This window comes from Ruegeria sp. CF1, from assembly GCF_056537445.1.
In genome coordinates this window covers 372,257-390,314 of the sequence record NZ_JBQFRN010000001.1, presented here as the reverse complement: position 1 = coordinate 390,314, position 18,058 = coordinate 372,257, and the positions used below count along the sequence as shown (strand labels likewise).

Below are 18,058 nucleotides of genomic sequence, written 5' to 3'. Positions count from 1 at the left end.
ATGTCCAATGTTAGCGCAACCAATCAGCAACTTTCTTCCCACATCAAAACTCTGTCAGCGAGGGGTAGATGCTCTTAACTAAACCGGCACGAACGGTTAAGTCGGTTTGGCACAAGCACAGAACCGGATGCCGGAATGAAAGACAACGCCCTACAGGCTGCGAATATCGGGAAGTTTCAGAACAGTTTGGTGACAGCAGACGGGCAAACGCGCGCGTCCGTTGCGCTGACTCATCCCGAAACCCTTTGGTTCAACACCGGAACGCTGTGCAACATCGAGTGCGTAAACTGCTATATCGCCAGCAGCCCAACCAACGATGCTCTGGTTTACATCACCGCCGACGAAGTCCGCGACTATCTGGATCAGATCGAACAGCGCCAATGGCCGATCCGCGAGATAGGCTTTACTGGTGGTGAGCCCTTCATGAACCCCGAGATGATCGAGATGACGCGCGTCGCGCTAGAGCGTGGGTACGAAGTTTTGATCCTGACCAATGCAATGCGGCCGATGATGCGCCGCAAAATGCGCGAGGGTTTGCTGGAATTACAGCGCGACTACGCAGAAAAACTGACGCTGCGTGTCTCCGTCGACCACTACCGCCCCGATCTGCATGACGAAGAACGCGGCAAAGGCAGTTTTGCCAAAACTCTGACGGGGATGGAGTGGTTGCGGGATAACGGCTTTAGGATGGCAATTGCCGGGCGCTCAGTCTGGGGGGATAGCGACGCTGAAAGCCGCGCGGGGTATGCAGCATTCTTTGCCAAGCACGGCTTTGACATTGATGCTCAAAATCCGGGCCAAACAGTTTTGTTTCCCGAGATGGACGAAACAGTTGAAGTTCCTGAAATTACAGCCGCTTGCTGGGGCATCCTGGACAAATCCCCCGATGCGGTGATGTGCGCCAGCTCGCGTATGGTCGTCAAACGCAAAGGCGCCGAGCGCCCGGTAGTGCTGGCCTGTACGCTGCTGCCTTATTCACCGGAGTTTGAATTGGGCGAAACCCTTGAAGAGGCCGAGGCCGACGTGCATCTGAACCACCCGCACTGCGCCAAATTCTGTGTATTGGGCGGCGCGAGTTGTTCGGCCTGAGGGCTAGTTCACCCGAAACTCACCCACCATGTTGCGCCATTCCCCAGGCGCGATCATTTTACGGTGCGTGAACCTGACCGAGTGCAGCGGACCTTCAATCTCTTTCTGCCAGAATTCTACGAATTCGAACAGCTTCGGATGGTCCGGAGCAAGGTCGTAATCCTGCCAAATAAACGTGTTCAGTACGTGAATATAGTCGGGCATGTGGTAGAAAAATTCCGCCGTGGTCAGCCCGTACCCCTTAAGCATGAGTTCAGTTTCACTTTGCGCCATGCAGACCTCCAATCTTGTTACAAGGTCTACTCAGAGTAACACGGAACTGTCCTAATACTTAGATAACAATATGTTACTCAGGTGTTACCGACCTAATTTGGCCGGGGAACGGTTGCTTGCTTGCACCTTATATGCCGGGTCTGATAAAGTGTATCCACAAGATATAGATCAAGAACAAGACACGGGCAGCCTACGTGAGCGATACGCCAGAAATCCCTGAAAACATGGACGAAACCCCGCCCGAGCGCCCCGTTTATGACGGCCCGACGGTATCCATCGAATCCGAAATGCGCACGTCCTATCTGGACTATGCGATGTCGGTCATTGTCAGCCGTGCGATCCCCGATCTGCGCGATGGGCTGAAACCGGTGCATCGGCGTATTCTCTACGCGATGCATGAGACCGGGAACACTCATGACAAGTCCTATCGCAAGTCGGCCCGTCCGGTTGGCGACGTGATGGGTAAGTACCACCCGCATGGTGATAGTGCGATCTATGACGCGCTGGTGCGGATGGCGCAGGATTTCTCGATGTCGCTGCCGCTGCTTGATGGTCAGGGCAACTTTGGCTCGATGGACGGCGATAACCCGGCGGCGATGCGTTACACCGAAGTACGGATGGACAAACCCGCCGCGTCCCTGCTGGCCGATATCGAAAAAGAGACTGTCGATTTTCAGGACAACTATGACGGCAAAGACAAAGAGCCGACCGTCCTGCCCGCCCGTTTCCCGAACATGCTGGTTAATGGTGCCGGTGGAATCGCCGTGGGTATGGCAACCAACATCCCACCGCATAACTTAGGCGAAGTTGTCGATGCCACGCTGGCGCTGATCGACGACCCGGATCTGACATCAGAACAACTGATCGAGTATGTGCCCGGCCCCGACTTCCCGACTGGCGGTGTGATGCTGGGCCGCTCAGGTGCGCGCAAAGCCTACCTTGAAGGCCGTGGCAGCGTCATCATCCGCGCCAAGACCCGCGTAGAAGAGCTGCGCAAGGATCGGTACGCCATCGTTGTGGACGAGATCCCCTATCAGGTGAACAAAGCCTCGATGATCGAAAAGATCGCCGAAGCCGTGCGTGAAAAACGCATCGAAGGCGTCAGCCACGTACAGGACGAATCCGACCGCAATGGTGTGCGTGTCGTGGTCGAACTGAAACGCGATGCAACGCCCGAAGTGGTGCTGAACCAGCTCTACCGCTTCTCGCCGATGCAGACCTCATTTGGTTGCAACATGCTGGCGTTGAACGGTGGTCGACCCGAACAGCTGACCCTGCGCCGCTTCCTGACCTCGTTCATCGACTTCCGCGAAGATGTTGTTGCCCGCCGCACAGCCTATGACTTGCGCAAGGCGCGTGAGCGCAGTCACATCCTGTGTGGTCTGGCCGTGGCCGTTTCGAATGTTGACGAAGTGGTTGCCACGATCCGCTCGTCGGCAGACGCTGCTGAAGCGCGCGAGAAACTAATGACCCGCCGCTGGCCTGCATCCGAGATCGAAGGCTATCTGCGCCTGATCGACGATCCGCTGTCCAAGATGAATGACGACGGCACCTATAACCTGACCGAGGTACAGGCCCGCGCCATTCTCGAGCTGCGGCTGCAGCGTCTGACCCAACTGGGTGTCAAGGAAGTCACGGACGAACTGGAAGAACTGGCCGACAAGATCAAGGAATACTTGGATATTCTGTCTTCGCGTGAGCGCATCATGGGCATCATCGCCGATGAGCTACGCAGCGTGCGCGAGCAGTTCGCCGTCGACCGCCGCACCGAGATCGTTGACTGGTCCGGTGATATGGAAGACGAAGACCTGATCGAACGCGAAGATATGGTCGTGACTGTCACCTCAGGCGGCTACATCAAACGCACCCCGCTGGCCGATTTCCGGGCGCAAAAGCGTGGCGGCAAAGGCCTGTCGGGTATGCAGACCAAGGAAGAGGATGTTGTCACCAATCTCTTCGTGGCGAACACGCATACGCAACTGCTGTTCTTCACCACCGAAGGCATGGTGTACAAGCTCAAGACCTGGCGTCTGCCGCAATCCAGCCGGACCGGTAAGGGCAAGGCGATCGTCAACATCCTGCCGATCCCGACCGGTGTCTCGATCGCGGCGATCATGCCCGTGGATGTGCCGGATGAAGAGTGGGAGAACCTGCAAATCGTCTTCGCCACCAGCGCGGGTGACGTGCGTCGCAATCGTCTGTCAGATTTCACGAACGTCCGCCGCAATGGCAAGATCGCGATGAAACTGCCCGAGGATGTGGAACTGGTAAACGCCCGCATCTGTTCAGAAGATGAAGACGTGATGCTGGTCACCAATTCGGGCCGTGCGATCCGATTCCGCACCACTGATGTACGTGTCTTCAACTCACGCGAATCTACCGGTGTGCGCGGCATCAGGCTGAGCAATGGCGACCGTGTCGTCTCGATGTCCGTAATTCGCCATTTCGAGGCCGACCCGGACGAGCGCGCCGCCTACCTCAAGATGCGCCGCGCAGTCGCGGGCATTGCGGATGACGGCGAAATGGACGAGGACGAAGCCGCGCCTGGCAGTATCACGCAGGAACGCTATGCCGAGATGTCGGCAGCCGAGAACCTGATCTTGACCATCACGTCGGGCGGTGCGGGCAAGCTGAGCTCCAGTCATGATTACCCGGTCCGCGGTCGCGGCGGCATGGGTGTGGCGGCGATGGACAAAGCCATGCGCGGCGGCGAGCTGGTTGCCTCCTTCCCCGTAGAAATCGACGATCAGATCATGCTGGCTACCTCGAAAGGCCAATCAATCCGGGTGCCGGTCGAGGGCATCTCGTTCCGCTCCCGCAGCGCGGGTGGTGTGCGGGTATTCAACACCGGTAAAGGCGAAGAAGTCGTTAGTGTGGCCTGGATCGCCGACCAGGGTGACGAAGAAGCCGAGGAATAACAAAGCACTACAGAAGTGTAACAAAACGCTCGTATTGCGGGCGTTTTTGTTACTCAGGGTCACGTTCCTGCCAACGGCACGAGGGTGGGCTTGCCCCAGCAGACCCGGCGCGCCTAGCATTTCGATATGTGGTCATTCGCCCATATCCGACCTGCCTATAGCCGTGCTGAGCGAATAAGTGACGGTGTTGTTCATGTGCTGGGTGTTTCTTCGGCGGTGATCGCAGCGCCTATGCTGATCATCATGACAGTCTTCTATCGGTCAGACCCGGCGGCGGTTTTGGGCGCCTCGATCTATGGAATAACTCTGGTTTTGATGCTGACGTTCTCGGCGCTCTACAACATGATCGAGCATGATGAGTGGGCAGAGTTTCTGCGCCGCCTTGATCACTCGGGTATCTACGTGAAGATCGCAGGAACTTATACGCCGTTCCTGCTGCTCTCGGCTTCGCAACCTCCGGGGCTTTTGCTGGGGCTGTGGTCTTCTGCGACGCTGGGCTCTGTTCTGAAGATGATCGACCCGAACCGCTTCCGCTGGTTCGGGCTGGCGCTGTATCTTCTGATGGGATGGGCCGCGGTTTGGGCCGGACAATCCATGTTGGCCGAACTTTCACCCCTTACCCTTACTTTGATGATCGCCGGAGGCCTCATCTATACCGCAGGCGTGGTATTCTACCTTCTGGACTGGCTGCCCTACCACAACACCATCTGGCACGTATTTGTATTGGCAGGAAGCGGCCTTTTCTTCGCCGCTGTTGCCTTGCGTATCGAAATGGTACCGTCAGGGCCAGTGTAACGCCGGAGCGCCACGAACACGCCTCAAAGCCCGTACAACGCCCTGAACTTCTGCTCCAGATAAGCCAACAGCGGCTCCGGCCCTGGTTCCACCCCACTGGCGCGCTGAATGATTTCGCGGGGCGCGTACAGGCCGCCATGCTGCTGCACATGCTCTCGAAGCCAACCGGTCGCCCCGGAAGTATCACCAGCTGCCAACTGCCCCTCAAGTCCGGGAATTGCCGCGCGCAGTGTTTGATACAGGCATCCCGCATAGACATTACCCAGCGAATAGGTCGGGAAATAGCCAAACAGGCCAACCGACCAGTGTACGTCCTGCAAGCATCCATTCGAGGGCTTGTCGACCGCATAACCAAAATCTGCTTTGAAGCGGTTGTTCCAGGCGGCTTCAAGGTCGCCGACCTGCAAGTCACCGGCCATCAGTGCGCGTTCCAAATCAAACCGCAGCATGATGTGCAGATTGTACTGCACCTCATCCGCCTCGGTCCGGATATAGCCGTTGTGGACGCGGTTGACGGTGGCATAGAACGCATCTGCATCGGCGATGCCAAAATCACCGAACGCCTCTTTCATCTGGTCAAACAGCCATCCGGTAAAGGCGCGCGAGCGGCCCAGCTGGTTTTCGTAAATCCGGCTTTGGCTTTCATGCACACCCATCGACACACCACGTCCCAGCGGGGTCAGCAGGTAATCGCGGTCGATGCCCTGCTCATAGGCGGCGTGTCCAACCTCGTGAATGGTCGAGTAAAAGCAGTTGAACGGATCGGTCTCGCTGGTGCGGGTGGTGATCCGAACGTCCAGCCCACTGCCCGAGCTGAACGGATGCACCGCTTTGTCGACGCGGCCATTGTTGAGGTCATAGCCGAATGTCGTGGCCAGTTTCTGCGTCAGGCGCATCTGGGTCAGTTCGTCAAAGCTGCCGGTCAGCGCGACAGGTTCCGGGCGATCCAGAACGGCGGCGCGAAGAGCCACCAGACGTGGGCGCATTTCGTCAAAGATCGCAGCGATCTGAGTGCCGGTTGTGTAGGGCTCGTAATCCTCGACCATCGCGTCATAAACGTCGCCACCCTGTGCCAGCGCTTCACCTTCTTGCCGTTTCAGCGAGACAACTTCTTCCAGCACCGGCAGGAAGGCTGAGACATCTTCGTCCGCTCGCGCCTGGGCCCATGTGCCCTGCGCGGCGGATGTCACGCGGGCAATCGCCGTCGCCAGATCGGCGGGCACCTTCACCGCGCGGTCATAGGCGCGGCGTATCTCACGCAGTTGTGCCTTGCCGATCTCATCTTGCGGTGCGGCCTGCTCCAACCATTCGGCAACGCGAGGGTCAGAGCGGCGAGCATGCAATACAGCCTCGATCGCTGCCATTTCCTCGGCCCGTTGCGGCGCGGCACCGCGCGGCATCACCGTTTCCTGGTCCCAGCCGAGCCTACCGGCAATCTGGCCCAGGGCCGAGGTTTCGCGCTGAAAGGACATCAGGTCATTGTATGCTGTCATGGGATCATGCTCCGCGCACAGATGTTGCGATAGGGTAAGCTGTCAGGAAGCGGGCGCGCAGGATCAGTGTCCAGACGACCACGGCCATGAACTGGTGGAAAATGGCAATCTGCCAAGGTGCCGCATAGACGACTGTGATGATGCCCACGACCACTTGCAGTGACAAAGCCGCGAACATGGCGTTGAAGGCAAAGCGGGTCTGTGGGTGCGCGCTGCTGCCACCGCGCCGCCAGACTATGATGGCGAAAATAAACAGCAGATAGCCGACGCAACGGTGGATAAACTGCACCAGACCGGGACTTTCAAAGAAGTTACGCCACATCGGTTCCAGCATGGCCGCATCGGGCGGCAGCAACTGACCGCCAATCAGGGGCCAGTCAGTGTAGGACCTCCCCGCGTCGATCCCGGCCACCAGCGCACCGATGAGGATTTGCAGGAAGGTGAAGTGCAGCAGTCCGGTCGATATCGAGAAAAGCTTAGCCTCTTTCGCGCGGCGGGCCTGCATCAGGTCACGTTCGTCACGGCCAAGTTCTAAGATGTACCAGGCAAGAAAGCCGAGGATCACGAAGGCCAAGCCAAGATGCGTTGCCAGACGATAGCTGGCAACGGCGGTCATGCCTTCACCCTGTGTGACGCCCGAGGCGACCATCCACCAGCCTACAGCACCCTGAACACCGCCAAGCAGGCCGGGGATCAGCAGCTTACCAGCCCATCCTGTCGGAATTTTGCGAGCCACAAGGAAACCGATAAATCCAACGGCCCAAACCAATCCTATCACGCGGCCCAACTGGCGATGGCCCCATTCCCACCAATAGATGGTTTTGAAATCATCCAGCTCCATCCATTGGTTCTGAATGCGCCACTGGTCAATCTGCTTGTATTTATCGAATTCGGCTTGCCAGTCGGCGGCGTTCATCGGTGGGATCGCACCCGTAATAGGTCGCCATTCGGTGATCGATAGTCCACTGTCGGTCAGCCGCGTGAGCCCGCCCACGGCAATCATGATCACGACCAGCGCGAACAGGATCATCAGCCAAACCCGGATCGCGGCCCGCGCACCGCCACGCCCCCGGTCGATCAAACCGGGTTGGACGGCCTGTTGTTTTTCGCTGTCCGAGACCTCTTCGAAGATGCTGCGCTTACCGCTCATGCTGTCCTCATGTCCTGATTTCGTCGCAAGCTATGGTTTGGCGGAAGATAGGTCCAGCCTCAGCTTTTGTCTTTCCAGCGGACCATCTGCCGCATGATCCCGTGGAGCATCTGTACATCGGCCCGTGTCATCCGCATCCGCGACCACAGATTGCGCAGGTTCACCTTCATTCCTTCGGCTTTTTCCGGCGGATAAAAGAACCCGGCCTGTTCCAGACGGTCCTCATAATGCTCGACCAACTTTTCAACCTCGATCCCGGTCGCCCAATCGCCCTTGCCCAGATCAGTTGCCTCATGCACGACATCCCCGGTCTGGCGCATCCATTCGTAGGCGGTCAGCAGAACGCACTGCCCGAGGTTCAACGACGCATATTCCGGATTCACTGGCACCGAGATAATCGCATTGGCCTTGGCGATATCCTCATTCTCAAGCCCTGCCCGTTCCGGGCCAAACAGAACAGCGACCTTTTCGCCCGCCGCCACTTTCTGCGATGCAAGCTGCATTGCGCGCTCCGGGCTATAGACAGGCTTGGTCAACCCACGTTGCCGCGCTGTGGTGGCAAAGACAAAGGTGGTGTCCGCCAGCGCGCCCGCCAGATCGTCAAATAACTGCGCCTCATCCAAAAGCCGCCCGGCCCCGCTGGACATCGCCACCGCCTTGGGGTTGGGCCAGCCGTCGCGCGGTGCCACGATCCGCATCCGATCCAGCCCAAAGTTCCACATCGCCCGCGCGGCAGCACCGATGTTCTCACCCATCTGAGGGCGCACCAGAACAAAAGACGGCTGTGATGTATCGCTGGGCATGGCTAACTCCGAAAAACTCCGCTTGCTCTAATGGCCGCATGGGTCGAGGGCAAGTCGGCCCGGCGTCTTCTGTTCGCAAAAGGGTACGTAGCCGGCATAAAAGTTTGCTTCCCCCGCGCAATCCGCTAAACCGCGCGAAAGATGACAAACCCGAAGGACGCGCCATGGACACCCCCGAGCAGCCGCAGATTTACCTGATCACGCCTCCGACCATCGCGCTGAGTACATTCCCTGATCAATTGGGTCACGTATTGGACGGGGCTGAAATTGCATGTATCCGCCTCGCCTTGGCTGGAAGCGACGAAGATACCATCGCGCGCGCCGCCGATGCTTGCCGCGAAGTTGCGCATGCGCGCGATGTAGCCATCGTGATTTCCAACCATGTATTGCTGGCGCAGCGGTTGGGTCTGGACGGGGTGCATCTGGATGACGGCGCGCGGTCTGTCAGGGCAGCCCGTAAGGAGCTAGGCGCGGATGCGATTGTCGGCAGTTTTTGCGGGTCTTCCAGCCATGACGGGATGACTGCTGGTGAAAGTGGCGCGGATTACGTGGCCTTTGGCCCGGTTGGTTCCGCCACGCTGGGCGATGGTACTCAGGCCGAAAAGGACCTGTTCCAATGGTGGTCCGAAATGATCGAGGTTCCCGTCGTGGCCGAGGGCGGCCTGACGTCCGATCTGATCCGAGACCTCACCCCCTGCACCGATTTCTTCGGCATCGGAGAGGAAATCTGGTCGCAAGATAACCCGTTGGAGGCGCTGAACTCTCTGATTGCCGCAATGCGCTGAGGGATGCGAGCGTTAACCCTTGCACCCGCGTCGGGGCTGCGGCATGACACAAGGCATGAACAAGAACAGCGAAATTTTGTGCATCGGCTCGGTCCTTTGGGACGTGATCGGACGCTCGGCCAGCGCCATGCGACAGGGCTCGGATGTACCCGGCCGCATTACTCGCCTGCCGGGTGGCGTCGCCATGAACATCGCCATGACGCTGGTGCGGTTCGGAATGACCCCGACTTTGCTGACCGCAATTGGCCGCGACGCTGAAGGCGACGAATTGGTCCGGTCCTGCGCGCGTTTGGGGATGGTCACCGATCACATCTATCGCTCGCAAGACCTGCCAACCGACAGATATTTGGCGGTTGAAGGAGCCAACGGGCTGATCGCCGCCATTGCCGACGCCCATTCGCTTGAAGCTGCCGGAGCCAAAATCCTGCGTCCCTTGATGCATGGTCCGCTGGGCTATGAAAATGCGCCATTCGAAGGGCCCATCGCGCTGGACGGTAACCTGACGCTTACCTTGCTTGAAGAGATCGCCCAAAGCCCCGCCTTCGCCAAAGCCGACCTGCGCGTCGCCCCGGCGTCGCCCGGCAAGGCAGAACGGCTGCTGCCCTTCCTCAAACACGCCCGTGCAACGCTCTATGTGAATCTCGAAGAGGCCGGACTGCTTTGCCAACGCGAGTTCACCGATTCCGAGAGCGCCGCCAAAGGCCTGCTGGACCGTGGCGCGTTGCGGGTTCTTGTGACCGATGGCGGCAACTCGGCCACCGTCGGGGATGCTGATGCTGTCTTGACCCAAACACCCCCGTCCGTTCTGGTCACCCGCGTGACCGGCGCGGGTGACACTTTCATGGCCGCCCATATCGCCGCCGAGGCGAATGGTGCCGACAGCGACGCGGCACTCAGCCGCGCGCTGCGCGCCGCTGCAACCTATGTTTCCGGAGAAACCCCACTGTGATCACCATTCACTATTCCGCAGAGGTCCGCGCCGCCAAGGATGCGGGCCAACCAATCGTGGCATTGGAAAGCACCATCATCACCCATGGCATGCCCTACCCCCAGAACATCGAGGTCGCGGCACAGGTTGAACAAGACATCCGCGATGCGGGCGCCGTTCCAGCAACGATTGCCGTTATTGACGGAGTTTTGCACGTCGGCCTCGAAGCCGACCAGCTGAGCGCACTGGGTCAGGCGCAAGGCGTCGCCAAACTGTCACGCGCTGACATGGCCGCCTGCCTCGCCACAGGCGGCACCGGGGCCACCACCGTCGCCGCAACAATGATCGCCGCACATTATGCAGGCATTGAGGTCTTCGCCACCGGAGGCATCGGTGGGGTGCATCAGGGGGCCGAAACCTCCTTCGACATCTCCGCTGACCTGCACGAGCTCGCGCAGACCCCGGTGACTGTGGTCGCGGCCGGGGCCAAAGCCATCCTCGACCTCGCCAAAACGCTTGAAGTTCTGGAAACGCTCGGCGTCCCCGTCATCGCCCACGGACAGGACGAGTTCCCAGCCTTCTGGTCCGCAAAATCACCCTTGGCAGCCCCGCTGCGCATGGATGATGCCGCTGACATAGCAAAAGCCCACGCAGCACGGCGTGCGTTGGGGCTGCCAGGTGGTCAGTTGGTCGCTAACCCGATCCCGCAAGCCGACCAGATCCCGTCCGAGGAGCTGGCCCCGATCATCGCGTCCGCACAGGCCGATGCAGAAACTCACCGGATCACTGGCAAAGGCGTCACACCTTATCTGCTACAGCGTATCTATGAACAGACCGAAGGCCGTTCGCTTACCGCCAACATCGCTTTGGTACGCAACAACGCCCGACTGGCAGCGGTCATCGCGCGTGCACTAACGGAATCAGCCCACTGACCCCAGCTATTGCACCAAGCGCCCGGACTGCTTACCTAATTCCGCAAACCACTCAGGACCGCAATGAACACTCCGTTTGACGAAGAACCCCACCGACGCCCCGGCCTGTTCTCCCGGCTACGCGCGTCCTTTCTGACTGGTATCGTCGTCATTGCTCCGGTGTGGCTGACCATCTGGTTGATCTGGTCTGTGGTTGGCTGGATCGACAGCGCCGTCCTGCCACTGATCCCGCAACGGTTCCAACCCTCGGAATATGTCGGCATCAACCTGCGCGGCGTTGGCGTGGTCATATTCCTGCTGTTCACGATTATCGTCGGCTGGATCGCAAAGGGCATCCTGGGCCGTTCGCTGATCCATTTCGCCGAAAGTGTCGTCGACCGCATGCCCGTGGTCCGTTCGGTTTATTCCGGGATCAAGCAAATCTCGGAAACTGTGTTCGCCCAGACCGAGCGGTCTTTCGAAAAAGCCTGCCTGATCCAATATCCGCGCCGGGGCATCTGGGCAATCGGCTTCGTCTCGACAACAGCGCGCGGTGAAGTGAGCGATCGCGCCGAAACCGGGGGCGAGTTGCTAAGCGTGTTTGTCCCGACAACCCCAAACCCCACATCCGGGTTCCTGTTGTTTTTCCCCGCAGAGGATGTGATCCTGCTGGATATGTCCATCGAGGATGCAGCCAAGCTGGTGATCTCAGCAGGTCTGGTTTACCCGAATGACAAAGACCCAACCCAGCCGCCTGAATAATCAACCAAACATTGCGGGCAAATCGACCGTGCTCCGCTGACCCAGATCGTCCTTATGCACGCTCAGAAACTGATCCGCCGCATCGCGCCCGGACTGTTTCAGCCGGTTCAGCACAACCGGGTTTGGCACGATCTTGGTGGCCGCTGAAAGGTCGTTCATCAAGGCGTCATCAGCGATCATATGCACCAGCACCCGGCTCATCTCACCAGCCTTCAGCTTGCCTTCGGCCAGAAGCCGTTGAACGAAATTGATCGCACGCAGCTCGCGAAACAACGATGAGTTAAAGCTGATCTCATTGATCCGGTTCTGAATCTGCTGCGGCGTTTTAGGCACCTCATCGCGTTCCAGCGGGTTGATGTTCACAATCACCACATCATCTGGCAAATCCCCACCGAACAACGGATAAAGCGCCGGGTTTCCGGTATAGCCGCCATCCCAATACGCTTCGGTCCGCTCGGATTTCGGGTCATAGATTTCAACCGCCTGAAACAGGTTCGGCAAGCAGGCCGAGGCCAGAATCGCATCGGTCGAAATCTCCTCGCCTGTGAACACGCGAATCTTGCCGCTGCGCACACAGGTGGCGCAGACAAACAGCGCGGGCCCTTCGTCTGCACAAATCTCATCAAAGTTGAACCGATCCACAACCGGGGTGAGCGGATTGCGATAAAACGGCCCATAGGCGTAAGGCGATACCAGCCGCGACCATGCTTCGGCCATCGAGAACGGAACGGAGTACTCCAACGCTTGTGCAACATGAGCAGGCTCAATGCCCCGCATCCAATGGGCGATTCGCATATCGCCGACGGCACCCATGCGTTTCCAAAGCCCATCCAGACACGCCCGCGCCCCGTCGCGCCCTGCATGCACCATCCCTGATTTGAACGCTGCCCCGTTCAGCGCGCCGGCCGAAGTCCCAGTGATCGCGGCAACCTCGATATCCTCTTCATCCAGCAATCGATCCAGTACACCCCAGGTAAACGCGCCATGCGCCCCACCGCCCTGCAATGCCAGATTGATCCGTTTCATGGTTCCGCCTCTTCATATGGCCAGAAATACCTCGGGGGTATGGGGGCAGAGCCCCCATGGTCCCTCACAATGCCGTCCATCCCCCATCCACGGATATCGTCGTTCCTGTGATCTGTGCCGCTGCATCCGAGCACAAGAAGATCGTAGTTCCGCCCAGCTGCTCGACCGTGGCAAACTCCTTCGACGGCTGCCGCTCCAGCAGGATGTTCTTCACCACATCCTCACGGCTCATATTGTACTCTTTCATCGTGTTGGGAATTTGCGCCTCAACCAATGGAGTCAGTACGTATCCCGGACAAATAGCATTGCAGGTAATCGGCTCCTGCGCAGTCTCCAGCGCCACGGTCTTGCTCATCCCGACGACACCATGCTTTGCCGCGATGTAAGCCGCCTTGTAGGGCGAGGCCGTCAGACCGTGAGCCGAGGCAATATTCACGATCCGCCCCCAGCCCGCCGCGCGCATCATCGGAAGCGCTGCCGCCATCGTATGAAAGACCGAATTCATGTTGATCGCGATGATCGCATCCCATTTGTCCGACGGAAACTGATCGATCGGGGCCACATGCTGAATGCCGGCGTTGTTCACCAGAATGTCACAAGCACCTGCCTGTTCGATCAGTGCACGGCATTCATCGCCCTTGGACATATCTGCCTTGATGTAGCGCGCGTTGGTTCCCGTCTCTTTGCCAATCTCGGTGGCCAGCGCATGATCTTCATCACGGTCGGTGAACGAATTCAGCACCACATCCGCCCCGGCCTTCGCCAGCTCACGCGCGATGCCCAGCCCAATCCCCGAATTCGACCCCGTGACGACGGCTGTTTTGCCCGACAGACTCATGGCACTCTCCTTATGAGTTTTTTGTTTCTCAAACACAGTGCCATGCTGCACCTGCAAAGAAAACGGGGAATGATCTGATCCGCGCACCCGCACGAGTTTTGCCAAAAAAAAACGCCCGCACGAAGCGGGCGTTAAGTTATTGAGGCAGGTTTCATACAGGCAAGAAACCTATCGAGCAGTAGAACCTTTATAAGCAATTCCACGCCCTCGTCCAAGCTAAAAGTTTGATAATAAGAAAAATCATGGCTACGGTGAATCCCAAACAAAATAAGGCCAGAGCAGGATTGTTTCCAAAATGAGCCCCGATTATCTCCGCCCCCTTCATCCCGCGATTGTGGGAATCACCTGTATTTTCGCCGCCTCAATGGCGTCAGCAGAATCGGCCCATGGCATAGCTATGTATGGTGACCCGGCCCTACCACCGGATTTTGTGTCGCTACCCTACGCAAATCCTGACGCGCCCAAGGGCGGCAAGGTCGTATTTGGCAATACCGGCGGCTATAACAGTCTGAACCCGTTTGTGCAAAAAGGCACCGCGCCGTGGCAGTTGCGATTTTGGACTCATGAAAGCCTGATGGGCCGCTCCTGGGACGAACCTTTCACTCTTTACGGGTTGTTAGCCGAATCAGTTGAGACAGATTCGGACCGAACTTGGGTCGAATTCACGCTGCGCGAAAATGCTGAATTCTCGGATGGATCGCCGGTCACTGTCGATGACGTGATCTGGTCGTATGAGACACTGGGCACCGAAGGCCACCTGCGATATCGCGGGCTGTGGGGCAAGATTGATAGCATTGAACAGACTGGACCGCGCAGCGTTCGGATCACCTTTAACGAACCGGATCGCGAACTGGCCCTGATCGCCGGAATGCGCCCGATCCTGCAAAGAGCGCAGTGGGAGGGAAAGTCGTTCGCTGACGCTCAACTACACGATATACCCATCGGTTCCGGACCATACGTAATCGATGACTATGAGGCTGGCCGCTATGTGAACCTGCGTCGCAATCCTGACTATTGGGGTGCCGACATCCCCTACCGCAAGGGCACCATGAATCTGGATGACATGCGGATTGAGTTCTACGGAGACGGCACAGTCGCGTTTGAAGCGTTCAAAGCTGGCGAGCTTTCGGCCGTTCGTGAATTCAACGCGGATAAATGGAACACGCAGTACAACTTCCCAGCGGTTCAGCGCGGTGATGTTGTGAAGACGGAAATTCCCCATCAAAAGCCGTCAGGCATGACCGGCTTTGTCATGAACACACGCAAGGCCCCATTCGATGACTGGCGCGTACGCGAGGCACTAACGCTGGCCTTCAACTTCGAGTTCATCAACGACACCATTACAGGCGGGGCGCAGCCCAGGATCATCTCATATTTCTCGGGTTCGGAATTGGGGATGCAACCCGGACCGGCCACTGGTCGTGTCGAGGAATTGCTTCAACCTTATGCCGCCGAGTTGGCACCGGGCACGCTGGATGGATATGAATTGCCTCAAAGCGATGGAACCGAACGCAACCGCCGAAATATCCGCAAAGCGCTTAAACTGCTGGAAGAGGCCGGATGGATCATTCAGGACGGCCAGCTTCGCAACGCCAGCGGTGAGCCGTTTGTGATTGATCTGGTCATCAGCCAGGGCAGCCTGAACGTGGTCCAGGATGTCGGCGTGATCGCGGAAATCTACGCCCGCGCCCTCGAACGCCTGGGTATCCAGTTGACAGTCGAGAAAGTAGATGACGCGCAATATACTTCACGCATCGATGCGCAAGATTTTGACATGACCCCGTTCCGTCGTGCGCTGTCGCTCTCGCCAGGCAACGAACAACGCCTGTATTGGGGCAGCGAAAACGCCAACGCTCCCGGGACGCGGAATGTCATGGGTCTGACCTCGCCCGCCGTGGACGGGCTGATCGACGCGATGCTGGCCTCGGAAAGCCACGAGGATTTTGTTGCGGCAACGCGCGCGCTGGATCGTGTTCTGACAGCGGGTCGCTATGTTATTCCTATCTGGAGCTTTGATGTCGGCCGTATCGCCCATGTCAAAGAGCTGAAACAACCCGACACTCTGCCAATTTATGGCGATGGGCCAGAATATATGCCACAGGTCTGGTGGTTTCAGGATTGACGAGTCCTTTCTATTTCCATATTTCATGAATTATGGAAATAGAGATTCATGACAGGCTGAACGCACTCGCACATCCCAAGCGGCTGGATCTGTTCCGGCTGTTGATGCGTCGCTATCCAGATTCCGTAGCTGCGGGTCAGATTGCCGAGGCTTTAGCGCTGAAACCCAATACTGCGTCAACCTACCTGAATGCATTGAAATCCGCCGGGCTGATCCAGCAGTCGCGCAGCGGGACATCATTGCAATATGCCGCCAACTTACCAGCGGTGCGCGGGCTGTTTGATGAGTTGCTGGGCGGTTGCTGTCAAAATCGTCCTGATCTGTGCATGCAACCCTCGGATGACCCCGTTATGGCGTCCCCTGGCCGCGTTATGAATGCGCTTTTCCTCTGCACCGGAAACTCGGCCCGTTCGATCATGGCGGAAGCCATCCTGAACAATGAAGGTAACGGCTTGTTTCGTGCTTATTCGGCAGGAACGGCACCATCGGACGGACCAAATTCAATCGTTTTGGAACTCTTGAAGCAAAAAGACTACGACACGACCTCACTCCGCTCAAAATCACTGGAAGAATTTGCCGCTGCTGATGCCCCAAAGATGGATTTTGTCTTTACCGTCTGCGACCACGCAGCGAACGAGGCCTGCCCCGCTTGGCCAGGACAACCGATAAGCGCGCATTGGGGTCTGCCCGATCCGGTCAAAGTTGAAGGAACCGACGCGCAAAAGCAGCTGGCATTCCAGCAGGCCTACGGATTGCTGCGCAACCGTATCACCGCCTTTGCAAGCCTCCCGTTCGAAACGCTCGACCGCATCTCACTACAGCACAAGGTGGATGATATCGGTCGAATGGCCGAATAGTCCTCGATCAATCCAAGGATACCCCCATGAACATACTGGTTCTATGCACCGGCAACTCGGCTCGGTCGATTCTGCTGGAGTCGCTCTTCAATCACACCGGCGAAGGGCGTGTACGCGCCTATTCAGCAGGCTCCAACCCGACCGGGAAGGTGCATCCGCAATCCTTGACGCTGCTTGGTGCCGAAGGCCATGACGTCCGCGATGCCCGCTCTAAAAGCTGGGATGAGTTTGCAGCAGAAGATGCTCCTGAAATGGACATAGTGATCACGGTTTGCGGCTCAGCCGCCGAAGAGACATGCCCCGTCTGGCCCGGCGCGCCCGTACGCGCGCATTGGGGTGTCGAGGACCCGGCTGCCGCGTCTCAGTCAGACTGGGAAACCGCCTTTAGGACCGCATATGACATTCTTGGGCGCCGCGCCGAAGCACTTCTGGAGCTGCCCATTGAAACCATGGACAGCGTTGAACTCTCGGCCCATCTCAAACGTATAGGAGCCCTGCTGTGAGCGCCCGCCAATACTTTGCCGAATTCCTCGGAACCGCCTTCCTGCTGATCGGCGTTGTCGGATCAGGCATCATGGCGCAAACCTTGTCCGAGGGGAACATCGCGCTGGCGTTGCTGGCCAATGCAATTGCGACCGGCTGCATCCTTTACGCTATCATCACTACGCTCGGCCCTGTCTCGGGCGCTCACTTCAACCCTGCAGTGACATTGGCCTTTGCGCTGCGCGGTGAACATCCCTGGCGTGCGGTCACCCCTTACATGCTTGTTCAGATTGCCGGAGGTATCGCGGGGGTCTGGGCCAGCCATTACATGTTTGACCTGCCGATTCTGCAAACTTCGGAAACGATGCATCGTACCGGGGCACATCAGTGGTTTTCGGAAATTGTCGCCACTTTGGGTTTGCTGTTTGTGATTTTCGGCGGAATTCGGCACAAGCCGGACACGGTACCAGCCCTTGTGGGCCTCTATATTACCGGCGCCTACTGGTATACGTCTTCCACAAGTTTTGCTAATCCGGCCGTTACAATCGCAAGGGGCTTTACGGATACCTTTGCAGGGATATACCCTGCGCACATTCCGATGTTCATAATTATGCAGTTAATTGCTGTATTTATCGGACACAAAATACTGAACTGGTTATTCGAACCAGCAGAATAACGGACCGGCCGCCACTCACTTTACAGCAGGTCCGTGGGCCCGTTGCGGTATCTCCGCAGCGGGTTTTTTGCATCTTATCTCCCGACTCCGGCTGCGACATTTTGTCATGTCTGCAGCAACGCACGGCGCTCCGTAGGCTGTCTTGGGGG

At 58.1% G+C, this 18,058-nt stretch carries 17 protein-coding genes; 11 read left to right on the top strand and 6 right to left on the bottom strand.

Features of this window, described 5'->3' with window-relative positions:
• Positions 1–135: 135 nt before the first annotated feature.
• On the top strand, positions 136–1,089 hold the full coding sequence (locus ACRZ96_RS01955) for a radical SAM family protein (protein ID WP_170396933.1): 954 nt from the start codon (positions 136–138) through the stop codon (positions 1,087–1,089).
• A gap of 3 nt (positions 1,090–1,092) precedes the next feature.
• On the opposite strand, the gene ACRZ96_RS01950 is transcribed toward ACRZ96_RS01955, so the two are convergent.
• On the bottom strand, positions 1,093–1,362 hold the full coding sequence (locus ACRZ96_RS01950) for an usg protein (protein WP_039535770.1): 270 nt from the start codon (positions 1,360–1,362) through the stop codon (positions 1,093–1,095).
• A 194-nt stretch (positions 1,363–1,556) separates the two neighbouring features.
• Between ACRZ96_RS01950 and gyrA the strand changes: the two genes are divergently transcribed.
• Together gyrA and trhA are read left to right on the top strand one after the other, a co-directional pair.
• On the top strand, positions 1,557–4,280 hold the full coding sequence (gene gyrA, locus ACRZ96_RS01945) for a DNA gyrase subunit A (RefSeq protein ID WP_170509667.1): 2,724 nt from the start codon (positions 1,557–1,559) through the stop codon (positions 4,278–4,280).
• 126 nt (positions 4,281–4,406) lie between these two features.
• A complete protein-coding gene (trhA, locus tag ACRZ96_RS01940) occupies positions 4,407–5,075 on the top strand; it encodes a PAQR family membrane homeostasis protein TrhA (RefSeq protein WP_170406032.1) in 669 nt (222 codons plus the stop codon).
• A 23-nt stretch (positions 5,076–5,098) separates the two neighbouring features.
• Here trhA and ACRZ96_RS01935 read toward each other — a convergent pair whose 3' ends face one another.
• Genes ACRZ96_RS01935 through ACRZ96_RS01925 form a run of 3 tightly spaced genes read right to left on the bottom strand, consistent with a single transcriptional unit; the run spans position 5,099 to position 8,521 of the window.
• Positions 5,099–6,568, bottom strand: a complete 1,470-nt coding sequence (locus tag ACRZ96_RS01935) for a carboxypeptidase M32 (RefSeq protein WP_480704946.1) — start codon at positions 6,566–6,568, stop codon at positions 5,099–5,101.
• A gap of 4 nt (positions 6,569–6,572) precedes the next feature.
• Positions 6,573–7,718, bottom strand: a complete 1,146-nt coding sequence (gene ctaA / locus ACRZ96_RS01930; protein ID WP_480771475.1) for a heme A synthase — start codon at positions 7,716–7,718, stop codon at positions 6,573–6,575.
• 59 nt (positions 7,719–7,777) lie between these two features.
• Positions 7,778–8,521, bottom strand: a complete 744-nt coding sequence (locus ACRZ96_RS01925) for an RNA methyltransferase (RefSeq protein ID WP_480814183.1) — start codon at positions 8,519–8,521, stop codon at positions 7,778–7,780.
• Positions 8,522–8,685: 164 nt separating this feature from the next.
• Between ACRZ96_RS01925 and ACRZ96_RS01920 the strand changes: the two genes are divergently transcribed.
• From ACRZ96_RS01920 to ACRZ96_RS01905, 4 genes are all read left to right on the top strand, one after another.
• The gene (locus tag ACRZ96_RS01920) at positions 8,686–9,306 is read left to right on the top strand and encodes a thiamine phosphate synthase (RefSeq protein WP_170396915.1); all 621 of its coding nucleotides are present in this window, start codon (positions 8,686–8,688) and stop codon (positions 9,304–9,306) included.
• A gap of 55 nt (positions 9,307–9,361) precedes the next feature.
• On the top strand, positions 9,362–10,255 hold the full coding sequence (locus tag ACRZ96_RS01915) for a PfkB family carbohydrate kinase (protein ID WP_480814182.1): 894 nt from the start codon (positions 9,362–9,364) through the stop codon (positions 10,253–10,255).
• Positions 10,252–11,166, top strand: coding sequence for a pseudouridine-5'-phosphate glycosidase (locus ACRZ96_RS01910; protein WP_170406047.1), 915 nt, complete (start codon positions 10,252–10,254; stop codon positions 11,164–11,166). Before ACRZ96_RS01915 ends, ACRZ96_RS01910 begins: the two co-directional genes overlap by 4 nt.
• Before the next feature lie 63 nt (positions 11,167–11,229).
• Positions 11,230–11,907, top strand: a complete 678-nt coding sequence (locus tag ACRZ96_RS01905; protein WP_170396909.1) for a DUF502 domain-containing protein — start codon at positions 11,230–11,232, stop codon at positions 11,905–11,907.
• Here the strand turns inward: ACRZ96_RS01905 and ACRZ96_RS01900 are convergent, their stop codons facing one another.
• Positions 11,908–12,933: a patatin-like phospholipase family protein gene (locus ACRZ96_RS01900; RefSeq protein WP_170567158.1), complete on the bottom strand. Its 1,026-nt coding sequence runs from the start codon at positions 12,931–12,933 to the stop codon at positions 11,908–11,910. It abuts the gene before it with no gap.
• A 64-nt stretch (positions 12,934–12,997) separates the two neighbouring features.
• Complete coding sequence (locus ACRZ96_RS01895) at positions 12,998–13,771, bottom strand: 3-hydroxybutyrate dehydrogenase (RefSeq protein ID WP_170421879.1); 774 nt, start codon at positions 13,769–13,771, stop codon at positions 12,998–13,000.
• 295 nt (positions 13,772–14,066) lie between these two features.
• Here ACRZ96_RS01895 and ACRZ96_RS01890 point away from each other — a divergent pair, with 295 nt between their 5' ends.
• From ACRZ96_RS01890 to ACRZ96_RS01875, 4 genes are read left to right on the top strand one after another with little or no spacing between them, the layout of a single operon-like run.
• Positions 14,067–15,893: an extracellular solute-binding protein gene (locus tag ACRZ96_RS01890; protein WP_480771476.1), complete on the top strand. Its 1,827-nt coding sequence runs from the start codon at positions 14,067–14,069 to the stop codon at positions 15,891–15,893.
• Positions 15,894–15,925: 32 nt separating this feature from the next.
• Entirely contained in the window at positions 15,926–16,750 is an 825-nt protein-coding gene (locus tag ACRZ96_RS01885; protein WP_480759428.1) for an arsenate reductase/protein-tyrosine-phosphatase family protein, read from the top strand.
• Between the two features lie 26 nt (positions 16,751–16,776).
• Positions 16,777–17,253: an arsenate reductase ArsC gene (locus tag ACRZ96_RS01880; RefSeq protein ID WP_170800676.1), complete on the top strand. Its 477-nt coding sequence runs from the start codon at positions 16,777–16,779 to the stop codon at positions 17,251–17,253.
• Positions 17,250–17,909 (top strand): MIP/aquaporin family protein, encoded by a 660-nt coding sequence (locus ACRZ96_RS01875; protein ID WP_170406065.1) that lies wholly within the window; start codon positions 17,250–17,252, stop codon positions 17,907–17,909. The genes ACRZ96_RS01880 and ACRZ96_RS01875 overlap by 4 nt, the downstream gene beginning before the upstream one ends.
• Positions 17,910–18,058 lie beyond the last annotated feature (149 nt).